The sequence below is a fragment of the Streptacidiphilus sp. P02-A3a genome (assembly GCF_014084105.1).
GTDB lineage: Bacteria > Actinomycetota > Actinomycetes > Streptomycetales > Streptomycetaceae > Streptacidiphilus.
In genome coordinates, this window is record NZ_CP048289.1 from 2,602,533 (window position 1) to 2,618,659 (window position 16,127).

The 16,127-nt window shown below is 73.4% G+C and carries 15 protein-coding genes; 8 read left to right on the plus strand and 7 right to left on the minus strand.

Annotated elements, in window-relative coordinates:
* Positions 1–13: 13 nt before the first annotated feature.
* Positions 14–2,041 (minus strand): AAA family ATPase, encoded by a 2,028-nt coding sequence (locus tag GXP74_RS11710; protein WP_182456377.1) that lies wholly within the window; start codon positions 2,039–2,041, stop codon positions 14–16.
* Positions 2,042–2,763: 722 nt separating this feature from the next.
* Between GXP74_RS11710 and GXP74_RS11715 the strand changes: the two genes are divergently transcribed.
* On the plus strand, positions 2,764–2,967 hold the full coding sequence (locus tag GXP74_RS11715; protein WP_182456971.1) for a hypothetical protein: 204 nt from the start codon (positions 2,764–2,766) through the stop codon (positions 2,965–2,967).
* Between the two features lie 35 nt (positions 2,968–3,002).
* Here the strand turns inward: GXP74_RS11715 and GXP74_RS11720 are convergent, their stop codons facing one another.
* The 3 genes from GXP74_RS11720 to GXP74_RS11730 all read right to left on the minus strand — a co-directional run bounded on the left by GXP74_RS11720 (position 3,003) and on the right by GXP74_RS11730 (position 5,245).
* Positions 3,003–3,299, minus strand: coding sequence for a metal-sensitive transcriptional regulator (locus GXP74_RS11720; RefSeq protein ID WP_370468547.1), 297 nt, complete (start codon positions 3,297–3,299; stop codon positions 3,003–3,005).
* 778 nt (positions 3,300–4,077) lie between these two features.
* Positions 4,078–4,689: a uridine kinase gene (locus GXP74_RS11725; RefSeq protein WP_182451425.1), complete on the minus strand. Its 612-nt coding sequence runs from the start codon at positions 4,687–4,689 to the stop codon at positions 4,078–4,080.
* Between the two features lie 163 nt (positions 4,690–4,852).
* Positions 4,853–5,245, minus strand: a complete 393-nt coding sequence (locus GXP74_RS11730; protein WP_182451426.1) for a hypothetical protein — start codon at positions 5,243–5,245, stop codon at positions 4,853–4,855.
* 300 nt (positions 5,246–5,545) lie between these two features.
* On the opposite strand from GXP74_RS11730, the gene GXP74_RS11735 reads away from it, so the two are divergent.
* The 6 genes from GXP74_RS11735 to GXP74_RS11760 all read left to right on the plus strand — a co-directional run bounded on the left by GXP74_RS11735 (position 5,546) and on the right by GXP74_RS11760 (position 12,118).
* Positions 5,546–5,989, plus strand: coding sequence for an Lrp/AsnC family transcriptional regulator (locus tag GXP74_RS11735; RefSeq protein ID WP_182451427.1), 444 nt, complete (start codon positions 5,546–5,548; stop codon positions 5,987–5,989).
* A 127-nt stretch (positions 5,990–6,116) separates the two neighbouring features.
* Positions 6,117–7,787, plus strand: a complete 1,671-nt coding sequence (locus tag GXP74_RS11740) for an amidohydrolase (RefSeq protein WP_182451428.1) — start codon at positions 6,117–6,119, stop codon at positions 7,785–7,787.
* A 594-nt stretch (positions 7,788–8,381) separates the two neighbouring features.
* Positions 8,382–8,708: a hypothetical protein gene (locus tag GXP74_RS11745; protein ID WP_182451429.1), complete on the plus strand. Its 327-nt coding sequence runs from the start codon at positions 8,382–8,384 to the stop codon at positions 8,706–8,708.
* Positions 8,709–8,939: 231 nt separating this feature from the next.
* Positions 8,940–10,613, plus strand: coding sequence for an apolipoprotein N-acyltransferase (gene lnt / locus GXP74_RS11750; protein WP_225447860.1), 1,674 nt, complete (start codon positions 8,940–8,942; stop codon positions 10,611–10,613).
* Positions 10,610–11,395, plus strand: a complete 786-nt coding sequence (locus GXP74_RS11755; RefSeq protein WP_182451430.1) for a polyprenol monophosphomannose synthase — start codon at positions 10,610–10,612, stop codon at positions 11,393–11,395. The genes lnt and GXP74_RS11755 overlap by 4 nt, the downstream gene beginning before the upstream one ends.
* A 168-nt stretch (positions 11,396–11,563) precedes the next feature.
* The gene (locus GXP74_RS11760) at positions 11,564–12,118 is read left to right on the plus strand and encodes an FxsA family protein (protein ID WP_225447861.1); all 555 of its coding nucleotides are present in this window, start codon (positions 11,564–11,566) and stop codon (positions 12,116–12,118) included.
* 98 nt (positions 12,119–12,216) lie between these two features.
* Here GXP74_RS11760 and GXP74_RS11765 read toward each other — a convergent pair whose 3' ends face one another.
* Positions 12,217–12,591, minus strand: coding sequence for an RNA polymerase-binding protein RbpA (locus GXP74_RS11765; RefSeq protein ID WP_182451431.1), 375 nt, complete (start codon positions 12,589–12,591; stop codon positions 12,217–12,219).
* Between the two features lie 468 nt (positions 12,592–13,059).
* On the opposite strand from GXP74_RS11765, the gene GXP74_RS11770 reads away from it, so the two are divergent.
* Complete coding sequence (locus GXP74_RS11770; RefSeq protein ID WP_182451432.1) at positions 13,060–13,740, plus strand: pyridoxal 5'-phosphate synthase; 681 nt, start codon at positions 13,060–13,062, stop codon at positions 13,738–13,740.
* 47 nt (positions 13,741–13,787) lie between these two features.
* Here the strand turns inward: GXP74_RS11770 and GXP74_RS11775 are convergent, their stop codons facing one another.
* Together GXP74_RS11775 and GXP74_RS11780 are read right to left on the minus strand one after the other, a co-directional pair.
* Positions 13,788–15,452 (minus strand): hypothetical protein, encoded by a 1,665-nt coding sequence (locus GXP74_RS11775; RefSeq protein WP_182451433.1) that lies wholly within the window; start codon positions 15,450–15,452, stop codon positions 13,788–13,790.
* Between the two features lie 110 nt (positions 15,453–15,562).
* On the minus strand, positions 15,563–15,757 hold the full coding sequence (locus tag GXP74_RS11780; RefSeq protein ID WP_182451434.1) for a hypothetical protein: 195 nt from the start codon (positions 15,755–15,757) through the stop codon (positions 15,563–15,565).
* Positions 15,758–16,127 lie beyond the last annotated feature (370 nt).

A 16,127-nucleotide genomic window follows, 5' to 3' on the forward strand; every position in this document is an offset into this window, starting at 1 on the left:
CGGTTCACCGGAGTCACCCCCGCCCGTCGATCAACTCCCCGTACGCCTGGAGCACGTCCGGCAGCCGCAGCGTGGCCAGGTCCTGCCGGGTCGGTGGCTCGGTCAGCACCGACAGCCGCAGGTCGCGGTAGGCACAGGACTTCTCGTACAGGGTCCGGATGAAGCGTCCGTTGCCCAACTCGTCGATCCAGCCCTCGCGGACCACGTGCGCGCAGATGCTGCGCAGCTCCTCGGTGGCCTCCTCGTCCCAGAAGTCGCCGTCCCCGGCGGCCAGCGCCCGGCCGATCGAGGTCAGCTCGGCCGGGCGGTAACTGGGGAAGTCCACCCGGCTGGTGAAGCGCGAGTTCAGCCCGGGATTGGCGGCCAGCAGCCGGTTCATCCCCTCCGGGTAGCCCGCGAGGATCACCACCAGCCGGTCCCGGTTGTCCTCGGCGCGCTTCAGCAGCACCTGGAGCGCCTCGTCGCCGTAGGCGTCGCCCTTGCTGTAGCCGGAGTTGGCGAGGCTGTAGGCCTCGTCCACGAACAGCACCCCGTCCAGCGCCGAGTCGATCAGCTCGTTCGCCTTGACCGCCGTCTGGCCCAGGAACTCGCCCACCAGATCCGCGCGTTGGGCCTCCACCAGATGGTCGCCGGAGAGCAGCCCGAGGGCGTAGAACACCCGGCCGAGTATCCGGGCCACGGTGGTCTTGCCGGTCCCCGAGGGGCCGGAGAAGACGAAGTGCCGCTTCGGCGGCTGCACCGGCAGGCCCTGGTCCGAGCGCAGTTGGGCCATCCGCAGCTGCGCCGACAGCGCCAGCACCTGCCGCTTGACCGGCTCCATGCCGACCATCCGCTCCAGCTCCGCCAGCGCCGCCTCCAGCCCCGGCCGGTCCGGCCGCAGCCCGCTCAGCGCGTTCATCCCGCTGAACCCGCCGAGGCCGCCGGTCCCGGCGGTCAGCGCGGACGCCAGCGGCGGACGGCCGTTGCCCGGGGCCGGATCGGTCGGGGCGCTGCCGCGCGGCGCGGGCGGCACCGGATCCGACTCCAGCAGCCCGGGCAGCAGCGAGCCCTCGGCGCCGGTCTCCGGCAGCCCGCCGTCGGTGACCCCGCCGTCCGGAACGCCACCGTCGGCCTCCGGCAGGCCGCCCTCCGGCAACCCGCCGTCGGAGAGCCCGCTGTCGGACAGCGCGGTCTCCGACAGCGCGTCGAAGTAGCCTGCCTCGAAGGGCTGTTCACCCAGTCCCGGTCCCGGATCCGCGCCCGGCGCGGGACGCGGACCGGACGCCCCCGGCGCCCCCGCGTGCCGAGGCCGCTGCAACGGCGGTGCCGGGGCCTCCAGCAGCGCCGGATCCACCCCGTCCTCCGCCGCGATCGCCGCCAGCCGGGCCGAGGTGTCCATGAAGCCCGGATCCACCCGCTGCACCGCCCGGTACAGCGACACCGCCGCCGCGCTGCGCCCACCGCCCTCGTACGCGCGCGCCAGCCAGTACCGCAGCTCCTTGCGCTGCGGCTGCTCCGAGCGGCAGCGCGCCAGCGAGGTCGCCAGCGGCAGCTCCGCCTGCCCGCACATGTCCAGCCGGACCCGGGCCATCCCGCCGAACAGCCCCGCCTCGATGCCCAGCAGCGGATCGTCCAGCAGGCCGTCGGTGTCCCGGATCAGTTGCTCCCAGTCCTTCAGCAGGTACGAGCGGCAGGCGTGCAGGAAGCGCACCGAGCGGTCCTCGTCGGCCGGCCGACAGTCGGCCAACGCCCGCTCCAGCTCCGGCAGATGGCGTCCGTCCAGCCAGTGCGAGGCATGGGCGAGGGCGAGGTCCCTGGCGTCCTCCAGGATCGGCTGCACCCACCAGCCCAGCCAGTACCAGGAGCTCAGCGGGCGGCGGTGGCGGCGGCGCTGCTCACCGAAGCGGTCCCGGTGGCGCTGCATCGCCAGCAGCGCGGCGGAGGTCTCCGAGCGCAGTGCGTGCAGGCCGAGCCAGGCGTCGGCCATCCCCGGGTCGATCCGCACGGCGGCGCGGAACTCCTCCTCGGCGCGGGTGTACGCGCCTGCGGCGTAGGCGTCCATCGCTCGCAACCAGGCGCGGTCGGCCAGGCTGCGGGAACCCCTGGTGTCGTCGTCAGTCCCCACTGTCAGTCCCCCTGCCGCGCGTTGCCGTATCGGTCGCCCCCGACCCAAGCACCGGGGCCCACACACCGGGATGGTGAGTACCGGGACCCCGCTGGCAAAACACCATGACGGCCCATCGGCGCACGCGCAACGCCCGTGCGCCTTGAGGGCATCGTACCGGGGCGCTGCTGATCCGTAAGGGTGCCGCGCGGGGATGGGCGCAGTGTGGCTGGTAGTTGAGGATGCGGGCGGGCCTGCGGCATCCGGTCGGGAAGCGGGTTAGCCGGACGTATATGCCAGATTGGGGCTCGTGTGGCTGCTGTGTTCCGTGGGGCTGCCGATGACGTATGCCCGAACTGTCCGACTTGCCTCGCCACCTTCGCCGTCGCGGCCCGCCGCAGCGGCTCCCACCAGCGGGAACCCGCCGGTCTCGGCCTGCGCGGCGGCGGTGCCCGGCTCGATCCGGCGCACCGTCCGCAGTCTCCGGTACCGGCGCGGCCCGCCGCAAGGGGACATCACGCACACTTCCGGCGCCCGTGCGCGGGGCGCACCCCTCCGCTCTCGGCTCCCAGCGTACCCCGGGGGGTATGTTAGCGTGATGGTCACACACCCCGGGGGTATCCGGGGGAAACCCCGTCATCGTGGCGACGCGCTTCGCGGGCCTGAGAGGAAGCTGAACCATGTGCCAGCGCACCACCTGTCGTACCTGTGGCAAGGCCGGGTTCCGCGGCTGCGGCCAGCACGTCGAGCAGGTGCTCGCCGGTGTCCCGGCCGCGCAGCGGTGCGCCTGTGCGGCGCGCCGGGCGGCGGCCCCCGCTGAGGCCGCCGCCCCCGGCGGGAACCGTGGGCAGCGCCGCTTCCTCGGACTGTTCGGCCGCCGCTAGCGGCTGTGGCGGCCGGGCGGTCGGACCGGCAGCGGTCAGGCCAGGGTGAGGAACAGCTTCTCCAGCTCGGCCTCGGTCATCGGCGGCGCGTCGCCCTCGGCGGTGCTCAGGCACTGCCGCATCCCGCTGGCGACGATCTTGAACCCGGCCCGGTCCAGGGCGCGGGAGACGGCGGCGAGCTGGGTGACCACGTCCTTGCACTCGCGCCCGGCCTCGATCATGGCGATGACCCCGGCGAGCTGTCCCTGGGCCCGGCGCAGGCGGTTCAGCACGGCGGTGCTGGCTTCCTCGTCGACGGTCACGGCGGTTCCTCCTCGGGTTCTGGGCCTCATCGTACCCCCTGGGGTATCGGCGGCGGCCGCGGAGATCGCCGCGCCGGACTGCGCCATGTCCTTGACCAACACCGTCGCCCGCCCGTGCACCGGGGTTCCGGAGAGCCGCGGGGCCCCGGTTCCCCGGGTCCGGCGGATCAGCGTCCAGGGCAGTCCCGTGTGCAGCGCCATCGCGGTGGCGAGCGGCGCGCCGCCCAGTTCGACACCCGCCAGCAACTGAGTACCGGGCGGCAGTTGGGCCGAGAGCAGGGCGGCGAGGTCGCGCAGCAGGGCGGGATCGGCGGACAGTCGGTACTTGTCCAGCCGGGGGTGCTCGCCCGCGAGCGATCCGGGCAGGTCCAGGGCTTCGACCACGCGTGCCGCCAGGGTCGGCCGCGTCGGCGCGGCCGAATCAGTGCTCACCGCAGGCTGGTTACCGACACGCCCGGCCGACGATGGGGGCGGTGTTCGAAGCCCCGGCGTCAGCCGGTGGTGGCTCTCGGTGACCTTGTCAGGGGCGGATCACGTCGGCCCTGCTGAACTGCTCGAATGTCACGGGGGAACGACATTCGAGCAGTCCAGCAGGGCCGACGTGCGACTGTCGCCGGGGAACGGCCGACGACAGCGGCCGGAAGTGTGGTGTTGCCACCGATCCCCGCTGAAGAGAACGTAGTTGCTGCCCGTGATGCCGGTCAAGGGGATCCATGCAGGTCGGCTGCCGGTGCGGGGCGGCGCGGGGTGGGAATTCGTCCGGTTTTCGTTGGCTGTGGGACAGCCTAGGGGGCCCGGGCTGTTCCGATTACTGAGCGTGATCGAGTGGATGATCCGCAAAAGTGTTCATTTCCCAACTTGCCCCGTGGATCAGGACATCGGCGCTGGGACGGCTCGGGTCGGCGGCGAAGTGCGCCGCCTCGGCGCGCGCCCAGCCGCGCCAGAAGGCGGCCAGCCCGGGACCGTCGCGCGCCTCGCCACGGGCCCGGGCGACGGCGGCCGGGAGGTCCATCCACACCAGGTGGGCCAGGTGCGGGCGCAGCGCGCGACGGCCGGAACCGACGCCCTCGACCAGGACCACCGGCGCCGGCGGGATCTCCCGGGACGCGTCGAAGCGCCGGGTGGTCCAGTCGTAGACCCGGTGCCGGGCCGCCTCGCCGCGCGACAGCGGGGCCAGCACCTCGGCCTCCAGCCGCCCGGTCCAGTCGAAGAACTGCTCGTGGGTCGCCAGGTCGTCCAGGTGGACCACCGGTGCGCCGTCCAGCTCCCCGGCCAGGGCGGCCGCGAACGTGGTCTTGCCCGAGCCCGCGTGCCCGTCGACCGCCACCAGCCGGACCGGGCCGCAGGAGGGCGGCAGCGAGCGCAGACGGGTGGCGAGGGCGGGGAGCGCGCTGCTGGGCGCGGGGCTGCTGGGCTGCATGTTCACCCCAGGGTAATCGCCCCGTGCCGGAAGCGGCAGGTCACCGGCGCGGTGGCGGGCACACCGCAGCGGCGGCGAGTGGACCCGCGAGCGAACCCGCGAGCGAACCCGCGAGTGGACCCGCGAGCGAACCGGGTGAAGTGGAACCTGTGCTGATGGTCCGTCAGCGGCGCTGCGCCGGGGTCCGCAGCGGGCGCGAGCCGGGGCCGCCGACGTGGGAGAACGGCTGGCGGCGCCAGTCGAGCTCGGGCGGGAGGGTCAGCAGCGCCTCCAGCGACGGCTCGGCGTCGAAGTCGGGCTCGTCCTCCAGCTCGTCGGCCTCGTCCACCGGCCGTCCCGAGCCCGCGCACAGGGCCGGGGAGAAGGGGTGCCAGGCGGTCGGCAGCAACGCGTGCTTGGGGAAGCGCTCCTCGTCGCCCAGCAGGGCGATCGGACGGTCGCACTCGGGGCAGCGGAGCCGGACGATGTCCCAGGTCTCGCCGTCGCCCGGGTCGAGACCGGGGTCGACCCCCGGCAGAGCGGTATCGGCAGGCGGCAGCTCATGGGTGATGGACATGTGTCCCCCTCGGCGGTGGGTGTGGATGACTCCCTCCGCACGGAAGAGCCCCCAGGAGGCGGAGGAGTCACTGCCAGGACTTCCCGCCCCCACGAACGAATAATCCTGGGACTCGATATCTCGACATATGACAGATGTGGCCTTCGTCACAGGTCGCACGGACTCCCGTCCGGTCCCGACGGCGCACAGCACGGCGCACTGCACGGCGCACGGAAGGGCGCGCGTCGGGGTGCCCGGCCCGGTACCCGGTATCCCGCACACCCGGCGCGAACAGGGCGGCTTCGGATAGCCTCGGCTGTCGTGGAGGACTTGGATCGTCAGATTGTGCAGCTGCTCGTCGGTGACGGGCGGATGAGCTACACCGACCTGGGCAAGGCCACCGGCCTGTCGACCTCGGCGGTGCACCAGCGCGTCCGCAGGCTGGAGCAGCGCGGGGTGATCCGGGGGTACGCGGCGATCGTCGACCCGGAGGCCGTGGCGCTGCCGCTGACCGCGTTCATCTCGGTCAAGCCGTTCGACCCGAGCGCGCCGGACGACGCCCCGGAGCGTCTGGCCGACCTGGAGGAGATCGAGGCCTGCCACAGCGTCGCCGGTGACGAGAGCTACATCCTCAAGGTCCGGGTGGCCGGGCCGAACGACCTGGAGCACCTGCTGGCCCGGATCCGCAGCGCCGCCGGGGTCTCCACCCGCACCACGGTGGTGCTGAGCACCCCCTACGAGTCCCGCCCGCCGCGCCTGCCCTGACCGGCACCCCGAAAGGCGGCGTCCCGAAAGGCGGCGTCCCGAAAGGCGGCGCCCCGAAAGGCCCGGGAACGCGGCGCCGCGACCCGTGCGGGCGGGTGCGGTGCCCGGACGGGGCAGACTGTCGGGCATGACCTCGCGCCCGACCCCCGTCCGTGCCCTCCCCGCCCCCGGCGAGCCCGCCCCGCGCACCCTGCTGCTGCGCGGTGGCCACGTCTACAGCCCGGCGGACCCCTTCGCCACCGCCGTCCTGGTGCAGGACGGGACGGTCGCCTGGGTCGGCTCGGAGAGCGCGGCCGACAGCTACGCCCGCGACGCCGACGCGGTCACCGACCTCGCCGGGGCGCTGGTCACCCCCGCCTTCGTGGACGCCCACGTGCACGCCACCGCCACCGGCCTGGCGCTGACCGGCCTGGACCTGACCGGCTGCCCGAGCCTGGCCGAGGCGCTGGCCCGGATCGCCGCGTTCGTCCGCGCGCGGCCCGCCGGGGGCGTCGTGGTCGGCCACGGCTGGGACGAGACCCGCTGGTCCGAGCGCCGGGCGCCGACCCTGGCCGAGCTGGACGACGCCTGCGCCGGGGCGGCCGTCTACCTCTCGCGCACCGATGTCCACTCCGCACTGGCGTCCAGCGCGCTGCGGGCCCTGGCCGACCGGGAGGCCGCCGCCGACGGCGGCCTGGCCGCCCTGCCCGGGCACCACCCGGAGCAGCCGCTGACCCGCGCCGCGCACCACCTGGTGCGCGCCGCCGCGCTGGCGCACCTCGGCCCGGCCCAGCGGGAGGGCGCGCAGCGGGCGGCGCTGCGCCGGGCCGCCGAGGTCGGCATCGGCGCGGTGCACGAGTGCGCCGGTCCCGGGATCTCCTCGGCCGAGGACCTGACCGGGCTGCTGGCGCTGGCCGAGCAGGGCGACGGGCCCGAGGTCTTCGGCTACTGGGGCGAGCTGGGCGCGGTGGACACCGCCCGCAGGCTGGGGGCGGTCGGCGCGGGCGGGGACCTGTTCGTCGACGGCGCGATCGGGTCGCACACCGCCTGCCTGCACGCCCCCTACACCGACGCCCCGGCCGAGGAGGGGGCCGGCTACCTGACCGCCGAGCAGGTCGCCGACCACGTCGCCGCCTGCACCGAGGCCGGGATGCAGGCCGGGTTCCACGCCATCGGCGACGCCGCGCTGACGGACCTGCTGCGGGGCGTCCGCGCCGTCGCCGACCGGCTCGGCCTGGCCCGGGTCCGCGCGCTGCGGCACCGGGTCGAGCACGCCGAGATGCTGGACCAGGACGGCATCGCCGCCTTCGCCGAGCTGGGCCTCACCGCCTCCGTCCAGCCCGCCTTCGACGCCGCCTGGGGCGGTCCTGACGGCATGTACGCGGACCGGCTGGGGGCCGACCGGGCCCGGACGATGAACCCCTTCGCGGCGCTGCTGCGGGCCGGGGTGCCGCTGGCCTTCGGCTCGGACGCCCCGGTCACCGCGCTGGACCCGTGGGGCACGGTGCGCGCCGCCGCCTTCCACCGCACGCCGGAGCACCGGATCTCGGTCCGGGCCGCGTTCACCGCGCACACCAGGGGCGGCTGGCGGGCGCTGGGCCGGGACGACGCGGGCACGCTGGTGCCGGGCGCGCCCGCCTCGTACGCCGTCTGGTCCCCGGCCGAGCTGGTGGTCCAGGCGCCGGACGAGCGGGTGGCCAACTGGTCCACCGACCCGCGCTCCGGGGTGCCGGGGCTGCCCGACCTGACACCCGGCGGGGCCGTCCCGCGCTGCCTGGCCACCGTCGTCCGGGGGCGCACGGTGCACCTGGCCGGGTAGGGCCGTCCGGGGGGAGGTTCCGGTTTCATAGCTTCTTGGAAGAAAAGATACGATTCTGCTCCGTATGAGTGGCGATCAGCGTCCGGATACCGCCGAACGATGGGCGTCCACGGCGCCCGGCCGGGGCCCCAAACACCGCTCTGACCTGCTGTGACGGTTCATCGTGGCAGGTCGGGGGGCAGTTGACAGGCAGTGGCCGACGACGGGTAGGTTCGGCCGCGTCCACCTTCCGGAATCCTCTGCGGGACCGACCGACCGGAACACCTCCACGCAAAACCCGAGACCACAACTGGGCCAACGAGCGGCGTCCCCGGACACCGACAGGCAGCCAGGTCCAGTCCTGCAGGCCCGGGGAGCGCGGGCGCCGGCAGGCCAACCGGGGCCGGTCGGCAGGTGGGACCCGAGCACGGCCCGGACGTTCAGTAGACAACGGCTCTCGGTCGATCCGCAGCCAGCGGATCCCAGGTCGGACCGAAGAACGTTCGGGCCGTGCTCGCTGTGCTGCGCCGGAAGGGCGAACGCGGCTGACTGCGGACCTCCGGTTCCTTTGTTCCGCGCACCCGCTGTGGGACAACCGGTCCTATGGCACTACACGTGGCACTTCAGGTGAACGTCTTCGAGGCCAACGGCTACCACTACCTGGACGAGGCGGAGCCGCGCATCCCGGCCGTCGGACCGCACCTGTCCGGGACCGTCTTCGACTTCCAGGGCGGCGGGCGGCACGTCCGGTTCTTCTGCACCAGGCTCACCCTGGCCGAGAGCCTGGACCTGGGCCGGCTCGGCCGCCCCACCTGGCGCGCGCTCGGCCTGCGCGGTCCGCTCTACCTCAACGACGAGCTGCGGCAGGCGCTCGGCCTGGACTTCGACAACCGGGTCACCCACGCCGACGGCGCCCGCCACCTCAGCTGGCTCGCCCGGTGATCCCGGCGGCCGAACCAGGACGCGCTGTAGGCGTCCGGTCACCGGCCGCCGCGCACCGGCCCGGCCCCGGCATGAATCCCGGCAGAAAGCTGCCGTTTCCGGTGAGGATTCCCCTTTCCGGGCCCTCCGGACTGCTGCTTTCGCCCGCCTACGCTGTACCGTCGTCGCACGTCGTGCGGTCCCCACCGGTCGACGACGATTCAGATCTGTGTGCGAGTGAAAGTGGCGAACGTGGCCTTGCCTACCGACCCCGTCCGCCCCGTGGCGGCGCTCCGCCCGGAACCGGTCGCCGCTGAGCCGCGCGGGTTCCGGCACCGGGCGCGGAACCGCTGGGCACGCGTCCGGGCCGGACTGCCGAGAACCGGCCTGGCGGTCCTCTGCGGCCTGCTGCTGGCGCTCTCCTTCCCGCCGTACGGGCTGTGGCCGCTGTCCGTGGTCGCAGTGACCGGCCTGAGCCTGCTCACCCACCGCCGCACCGCCCGGCAGGCGGCCTGGACCGGGTTCGCCTTCGGCGCGCCGTTCATGCTCTGGCTGCTGTTCTGGCTGAACGTCATCGGCCAGGACGCCTGGCTGCTGCTCGCCCTGTTCGAGGCGCTGTTCATCGCGCTGATGGCGGCCGGCCAGGCGCTGACCTCCCGGCTGCCGGGCTGGCCGCTGTGGACCGCCTGCCTGTGGGTCGCCCAGGAGTGGGCCAGGGACCGGGTGCCGTTCGGCGGCTTCCCCTGGGGGCGGCTGGCCTTCGCCAACACCTCCTCGCCGTACACCCCGCTGGCGGCGCTCGGCGGCGCCCCGCTGGTGACCTTCGCGGTCGCCCTCAGCGGCGCGCTGCTGGCGGCGGCGCTGCTCACCGCCAGGCGGCGGGAGAGCGGACGCTGGGGCGTGCGTGCGGCCTCCTGCGCCGCCGTCGCGCTCGTGTGCGCTCTGATCGGCTACACCGTGCCGCTACCGACCGCCGGGGACACCAAGGACGGCCCGGCCTCGGCCGAGATCGCGGTGATCCAGGGCAACGTGCCGCACGCCGGGATGGACTTCCTCGGCCGCCCGATGCAGGTGCTCGAATACCACGTCGCGGAGACCGAGAAGCTCGCCGCCGAGGTCAAGGCCGGTCGTGCGGCCAAGCCCGACCTGGTGATCTGGCCGGAGAACTCCTCCGACGTCGACCCGTTCCTGGATCCGACCGCGATGAACCTGATCCAGCAGACGGTGGATCTGATGGGCGTGCCGATCCTGGTCGGCGCCCTGATCAACGGCCCCGACGCGAACCACGTCCAGAACGAGGGCATCGTCTGGTCGCCGACCACCGGACCCGGCGCGCACTACACCAAGCAGCACCCGGTGCCCTTCGGCGAGTACGTGCCCTACCGCTCGTTCCTCACCAAGTACTTCACCGAGCTGAAGCGGGTCCCGGTCGATTTCTACGCCGGAAAGACGACCGGTATCCTCCAGGTGGGTCCGGCCAGGATCGGGGACGTGATCTGCTTCGAGGTCGCGTACGACGGCATCGTGCACGACGCCGTCGCCAAGGGCGGCAGGGTCCTGGTCGTACAGACCAACAACGCCACGTACGAGCACACCGACCAGCCCGACCAGCAGTTCGCGATGTCCCGGCTCCGGGCGGTGGAAACCGGCCGGGCCGTGACCATCGCGTCGACCAGCGGAATCAGCGCGATCATCGCGCCCGACGGTCGGGTCGAGCAACGGACCCAGCTCGCCACCGCGGCCGAGTTGGAGGCCCGGGTGCCGCTCCGGGACGGGCTCACCGTCGCTGATCGGGTCGGTGCGGCTCCGGAGTGGGTTCTGGCCATCGCCGGTCTGCTGGCCTGTGCGTTTGCCATGAGCGCGGGGCGGCGCAATCGTAAGGCAGCCAGAGCGAACGATGATGCGGAAGAAGGGGCCGGTCCGTGACGGACAGCACCACTGAGGACACCGAGACCTTCGGTGACCTGGGCAAGATCCTGGTGATCATCCCGACGTACAACGAGATCGAGAACATCGCCCGGATCACCGGCCGGGTCCGCGCCGCGGTCCCCGAGGCGCACATCCTGGTGGCCGACGACAACAGCCCCGACGGCACCGGCCAGGCCGCTGACGACCTCGCGGCGGAGGACCCCAACGTCCAGGTGCTGCACCGCAAGGGCAAGGAAGGCCTGGGCGCCGCCTACCTCGCGGGCTTCCGCTGGGGCATCGACCATGGCTACGACGTGCTCGTGGAGATGGACGCGGACGGCTCGCACCAGCCCGAGCAGCTGCCGCGGCTGCTGACCGCCCTGCGCGGGGCGGACCTGGTGCTCGGCTCGCGCTGGGTCCCGGGCGGCTCGGTGGTCAACTGGCCGAAGAGCCGGGAGTTCCTGTCGCGCGGCGGCAGCACCTACTCGCGGATGATGCTGCGGGTGCCGATCCGCGACGTCACCGGCGGCTACCGGGCGTTCCGCAAGCAGACCCTGCTCGGCCTGGGCATGAGCGAGGTCGCCTCGCAGGGCTACTGCTTCCAGGTCGACCTGGCCTGGCGCGCGGTGCGCGCGGGCTTCCGGGTCGCCGAGGTGCCGATCACCTTCGTCGAGCGTGAGTTCGGCGCCAGCAAGATGAGCGGCAACATCGTCGGCGAGGCGCTGAAGCTGGTCACCACCTGGGGCATCCAGAGCCGCCTCGGCAAGATCCCGGCGCCGGTGCCGGACCGCGAGGCGTAACCCGGCTCCACCAGGGCAACCGGGAGGCCGGTCGGTGCGCGCCGAGCGCGCGCCGACCGGCTCGCCGGAACACTCCCACGCCCCCGCGCGTTGATCCTCGCAGGGCACCTGACGTGCCCGGATGAGCCCGCGTGAGCGGGGCGCGAGACCAGGGAAGTGGGCAGCACCGTGAGCCGGACACAAGCGAGCAGCGCGGCAGGCCAGGCCCAGCCGCGCAGGCGCCGGGGATTGCTGCGGTACCTGCCGCTGCTGCTGGTCGCCTGGGTGGTACTGGAGATCTGGCTGCTGATCCAGGTCGCCCAGCTGATCGGCTGGGGAACGCTGCTCCTGCTGCTGATCGCCTCGGCGGCGCTCGGCGGCTGGGTGGTCAAGCGCGCCGGGATGCGCGCGCTGCGCGCCACCGCCGCCGGTTCGGCCGAGGCCGGGACGGCGGTCAGCATCGCCGGCGGCCTGCTGCTGATCCTGCCCGGGCTGCTGTCCGACGTACTCGGGCTCGCCTGCCTGTTCCCGCCCACGGCCAAGCTGCTGCGGCAGCTCCCGGGCCGACTGCTGCGGCGCGGCGGCGGTCCGCTGGCGGACGCCTACCGGATGCAGGAGCAGCTGCGGATGCACCGGCCGGACGGCAAGGTCGTCCCGGGCGAGGTCATCGTCGGCGAGGTGGTGGACGAGCACCCCACCGGCGGCGCGAAGCCCCCGGCCCCGCCCTACGACTACGGCCGCTGAGCACCGGCCCGGAACGGGCCCGGAACGACCGCAGGACCTGGGACGCGGCACCTCGTGGGTGCCGCCTCCCAGGTCCTGCGGACGCTCTGTGCGGATGCTCAGGCGGTCTTGCGGTTGTCGCGCGGGTGGACGGCGATGTTCATGCCGCCGGACCGCAGGACCGCGAGCCGCTCGGCGAGCACCTCCTCCAACTCCTCGCGGGTCCGCCGTTCCATCAGCATGTCCCAATGGGTGCGGGCGGGCTTCGCCTTCTTTGCCTCTGGTTCGTCACCGTCGAGGAGTAGTGCCTCGCTGCCGCAGAAACGGCACTCCCACGCGGTCGGGATCTCGGCCTCTACGGAGAACGGCACCTCGAACCGGTGTCCGTTCTGGCATGCGTACTCGACGGTCTGGCGCGGTGCCAGGTCGATGCCGCGGTCGGTCTCGTAGCTGGTGGCCCCGAGTCGCGTGCCGCGGAGAGCTCGCTCACTCATGAATCGTGCCTCCCGGGCTTATGGCCCACAGGACTGGATGTCGCTGTCTTCATCGGTCTGTGCAACGTGCGGCAGCCGTCGAAGATTCCCGTGGGTCGCAATCCCCGGGAGGTGCGTCTTCCGTCGTGCCGCCCCTGTTTGTACCCAGCCTTGCCCGATTTGTCACATCTGGAGGCGAATGTCACCCTAGGTGGCCGAAAATCCGCGCGACGTCACCGGCCTCGGCGGTCACCCCGGCAGGGGAACCCGGCCCGGCCGTCGCCACACCACCCGAACTGCTGACGATGCCGCCTGCCCGGCCCCGGCCCGGCCCCCGCCCGGGCCCTGCGGGCCCACGGCGGCGGGGCCGAACGATGATCGCGATATGCAGGTATGCCGCCCGCATGTGCGCTTTGAGTGAGTAACCTCACAGATAGTGATCAGGCTCGGTAGCGATCACAGATCGGCGCTTCGAAGGGACACCTGCTCATGCCTGACCGACCCGTGGCCGAACTGCTCCTGGGCCGCCCGCCCATGGACCGCGCTCTGCCGACGTTCGAACCCGACCGGACCTCGACCGGGGCCGGGCAGCTGTTCGTCGAGTGGCTCACCGAGGCGGTCGCCGTCGGCGTCGCCGATCCGCAGGTGGTGACCCTGTCCACGGTCGACGCCGACGGGGCGCCGGACGCCCGGGTGGTGGTGCTGCGCGACGTCGACGTGCACAACGGCGGGTGGATGTTCGCGGCCGACGCGGACAGTCCCAAGGGGCGGCAGCTGGCGGTGCGACCGGAGGCGGCGATGACCCTGTACTGGCCGCGCCAGGGCCGCCAGATCCGGATCCGGGGGCATGTCCGGCAGGACGCTCGGGAGGTGTCGGCGTCGGAGTTCCTGTCCCGCTCGGCGGTGTCCAGGAGCGCGGCCCTGGTCGGCCGCCAGAGCGAGCCGATGGGCTCGCTCGCGGCCTACGACGTGGCCGTGCGGGAGGCCGAGGCACTGCTGGAGGACGCCCCGGACGCGGTGGCCCCCGGGCACACCGTCTACTGGCTGCTGGCCCGCGAGGTGGAGTTCTGGCAGGGCTCCCCGGACCGCAGGCACGTCCGGCTGCTCTACGTCCGCAACAGCCCGGTCTCCGCCCCCGCCAGCTGGACCCGGACCCTGCTCTGGCCCTGAGCCACGCCCCGGTCCCGCGCCCGCCCCGGTCCCGAACGCCGCCGGGGTCAGCGGAAGCGCAGGACCGGGGCGTTCGGCTGCTCGGTCTCGCCGGTGCGCTCCGCCGACCCCTCGGCCAGCAGCTGCCCCTGCACCAGCTCCTGCACCGTCGGCACCTCGGCCAGGTTCTTCGGCACCTCGGCCAGGTTCTTCGTCAGCGACAGCCGGTCCGGCGCCTGGGCGGGGGCCTCGGTGCGGGTGTCGGCGTGCGGGAGCAGCGCGATCACCGCGTCGCGCTGGTCGTCCGGGGTCTCCTCGTCCAGCGGGTCCGGGGTGGCCGGGACCTGGATCCGTACCGGCGGCTGGTTGCCCAGCCGGACGTAGCCGCGCCCGGGGGGCGTGTGGCTGGACGGGGTGATGTCCAGCGGGGTGCCGAGCGCCTCCGGGGCGAGGTCCGGGTCCAGCGGGCCGAGCACCAGGCGGGCCCGGGTGGCCGAGCGCAGCGTGGGCTTGAGCCGCCCGAGGGCGTCCAGGTACTCGGCGACGACGACCGTGACATGGGCGGTGCGGCCGTGCCGCAGCGGGGCCTCCAGCAGGTCCTGCGGGTCGGGCCGGTCCTCCGCCTGGGCCAGCTCGCTCAGCTCGGCCGGGTGGTCCAGCAGCAGCCACAGCGGCCGGACCGAGTCGGCCGGGGGAGCGGTGCCGGTGCGCTTCGCCAGGTTGTGCACGTCCAGCCGCCGCTGGGTCTCGTTGGCGGCCCACTCCAGCGCGGCCAGCGCGCCGTGCAGGCTGGTCTCCACGGTGTGCACACCGGGGCGGCCGACCAGGCAGGCGTGCTCGCCGCTGCCCGCGCCGTCCAGCACCACGATGTCGGCGTAGGGCAGCACCTGGAGCGCCAGCGAGCGCAGCAGGCTGGAGGTGCCGTGGCCGTGGGTCCCCAGCGCCAGCAGGTGCGGCTCGGTGGAGCGCGGACCGGTGCGCCACAGCACCGGCGGCTGGTGGCTGGTGCCGCTGCCCTGGTGCACCGGGATCATCCGGCTGGTACTGGTGGTGTCGGTGAAGCCGAGCACCAGTTCGCCCTGGGTGGTCACGAAGCGCTGGGCGACGATGTCGGTGGGCAGCGGGGCCAGCGCGGTCACCAGCAGGTGGTTGGTCTCCTCGTCCCAGGAGAAGCGGTACTCGCGGCTGCGCCCGGCCTTGCTGTGGATCACGTGCTCGATCCGGGCCCGGGCGTGCGGCTCGGTGTCGGTGAAGTACGCCGGGTAGCGCAGGTCCAGCGCGATCAGTCGGCCCTCGGGGTCGAACTCCCAGGTGCTGAACGCGTCCTTGAAGTCGCCGCCGTGGCTGTAGAGCGGGCTCGGGTCCGACTCGTGCACCAGGTAGGGGGTGAGCGCGGTGTAGATCGCCCCCAGCTTGAGCAGCGTGGTGTCCGGCGCCGGCTCGGCGGCGGGCGCCTTGTCCCGGCCCACCCAGGCGGCGCTGCCCATCAGCGTCAGCAGCGCCAGCAGCGGCCCGTACGGCAGCAGGGCGACCGCCGCCGCGATGGCCACCACCGCCAGCACGGCCGGGCCGCGCTTGTCCTTGGGCGTGTCGTTCCACCTCTTCACGGTCCACCGGCCGTGCGAGCGCAGGCCCCGGCCGATCGTGATCAGCGGGCCGAACATGTCGGCGGCGTGGTCGCCGGCGGTGCGCGCGATGTCGCGACCACGGGCGAGGTGTTCGGTGAAGGTCATCGGGATCTCCGGCGGCAGTGCTGGGACGGCGGTGCGGGCAGGGGAACGCGGTGCTCTACGGGTACGGCGCGCCACGGGTACGGCGCGCCACGGGTACGCGGTCGGGCCGGTCAGAACTTGAGGCCGCCGAGGATGCTGGCGATGCTCGCGCCGCCCGCCTTGATGCTCGGCGCGATCGCGGTGCCGGCCAGGTAGAAGCCGAACAGTGCGCACACCAGGGCATGTGAGATCTTCAGCCCGTCCTTGCGGAAGAACAGGAAGGCGATGATGCCGAGCAGGACGACTCCGGAGATGGAGAGGATCACGGCGAACTCCTCAGTGCGGTCGGCGACGGACCGGCCCGTGGGGACTGGCCGGGCCGTTCCGAACATTCTCACAGAATGTATCTAAATAGTGACGAAAAGTAAGATCATGGCATAGTGCGCGAATGGGTGGTTCTGGGTTGGGCTCCCTGGGGGACGGCCCCGCTGCCGACCCGTAGCCGATCGTGTCCCTGCCCCACCGCCGCCGCCGGACGGCGCGCGGCGCGTTCGCCCGTACGGGTGTCCGTGCCGGTCGGGCCCGCGCGGTCCCGGGGAATGGCCGCTCCGCTCGGCCGCGCGGGCGATCCGGCACAATGGCCGGGCCCGACCGGTGCAGCGGGCCGGGCCCCTGTCGCAGCAGACCGAAGGATGT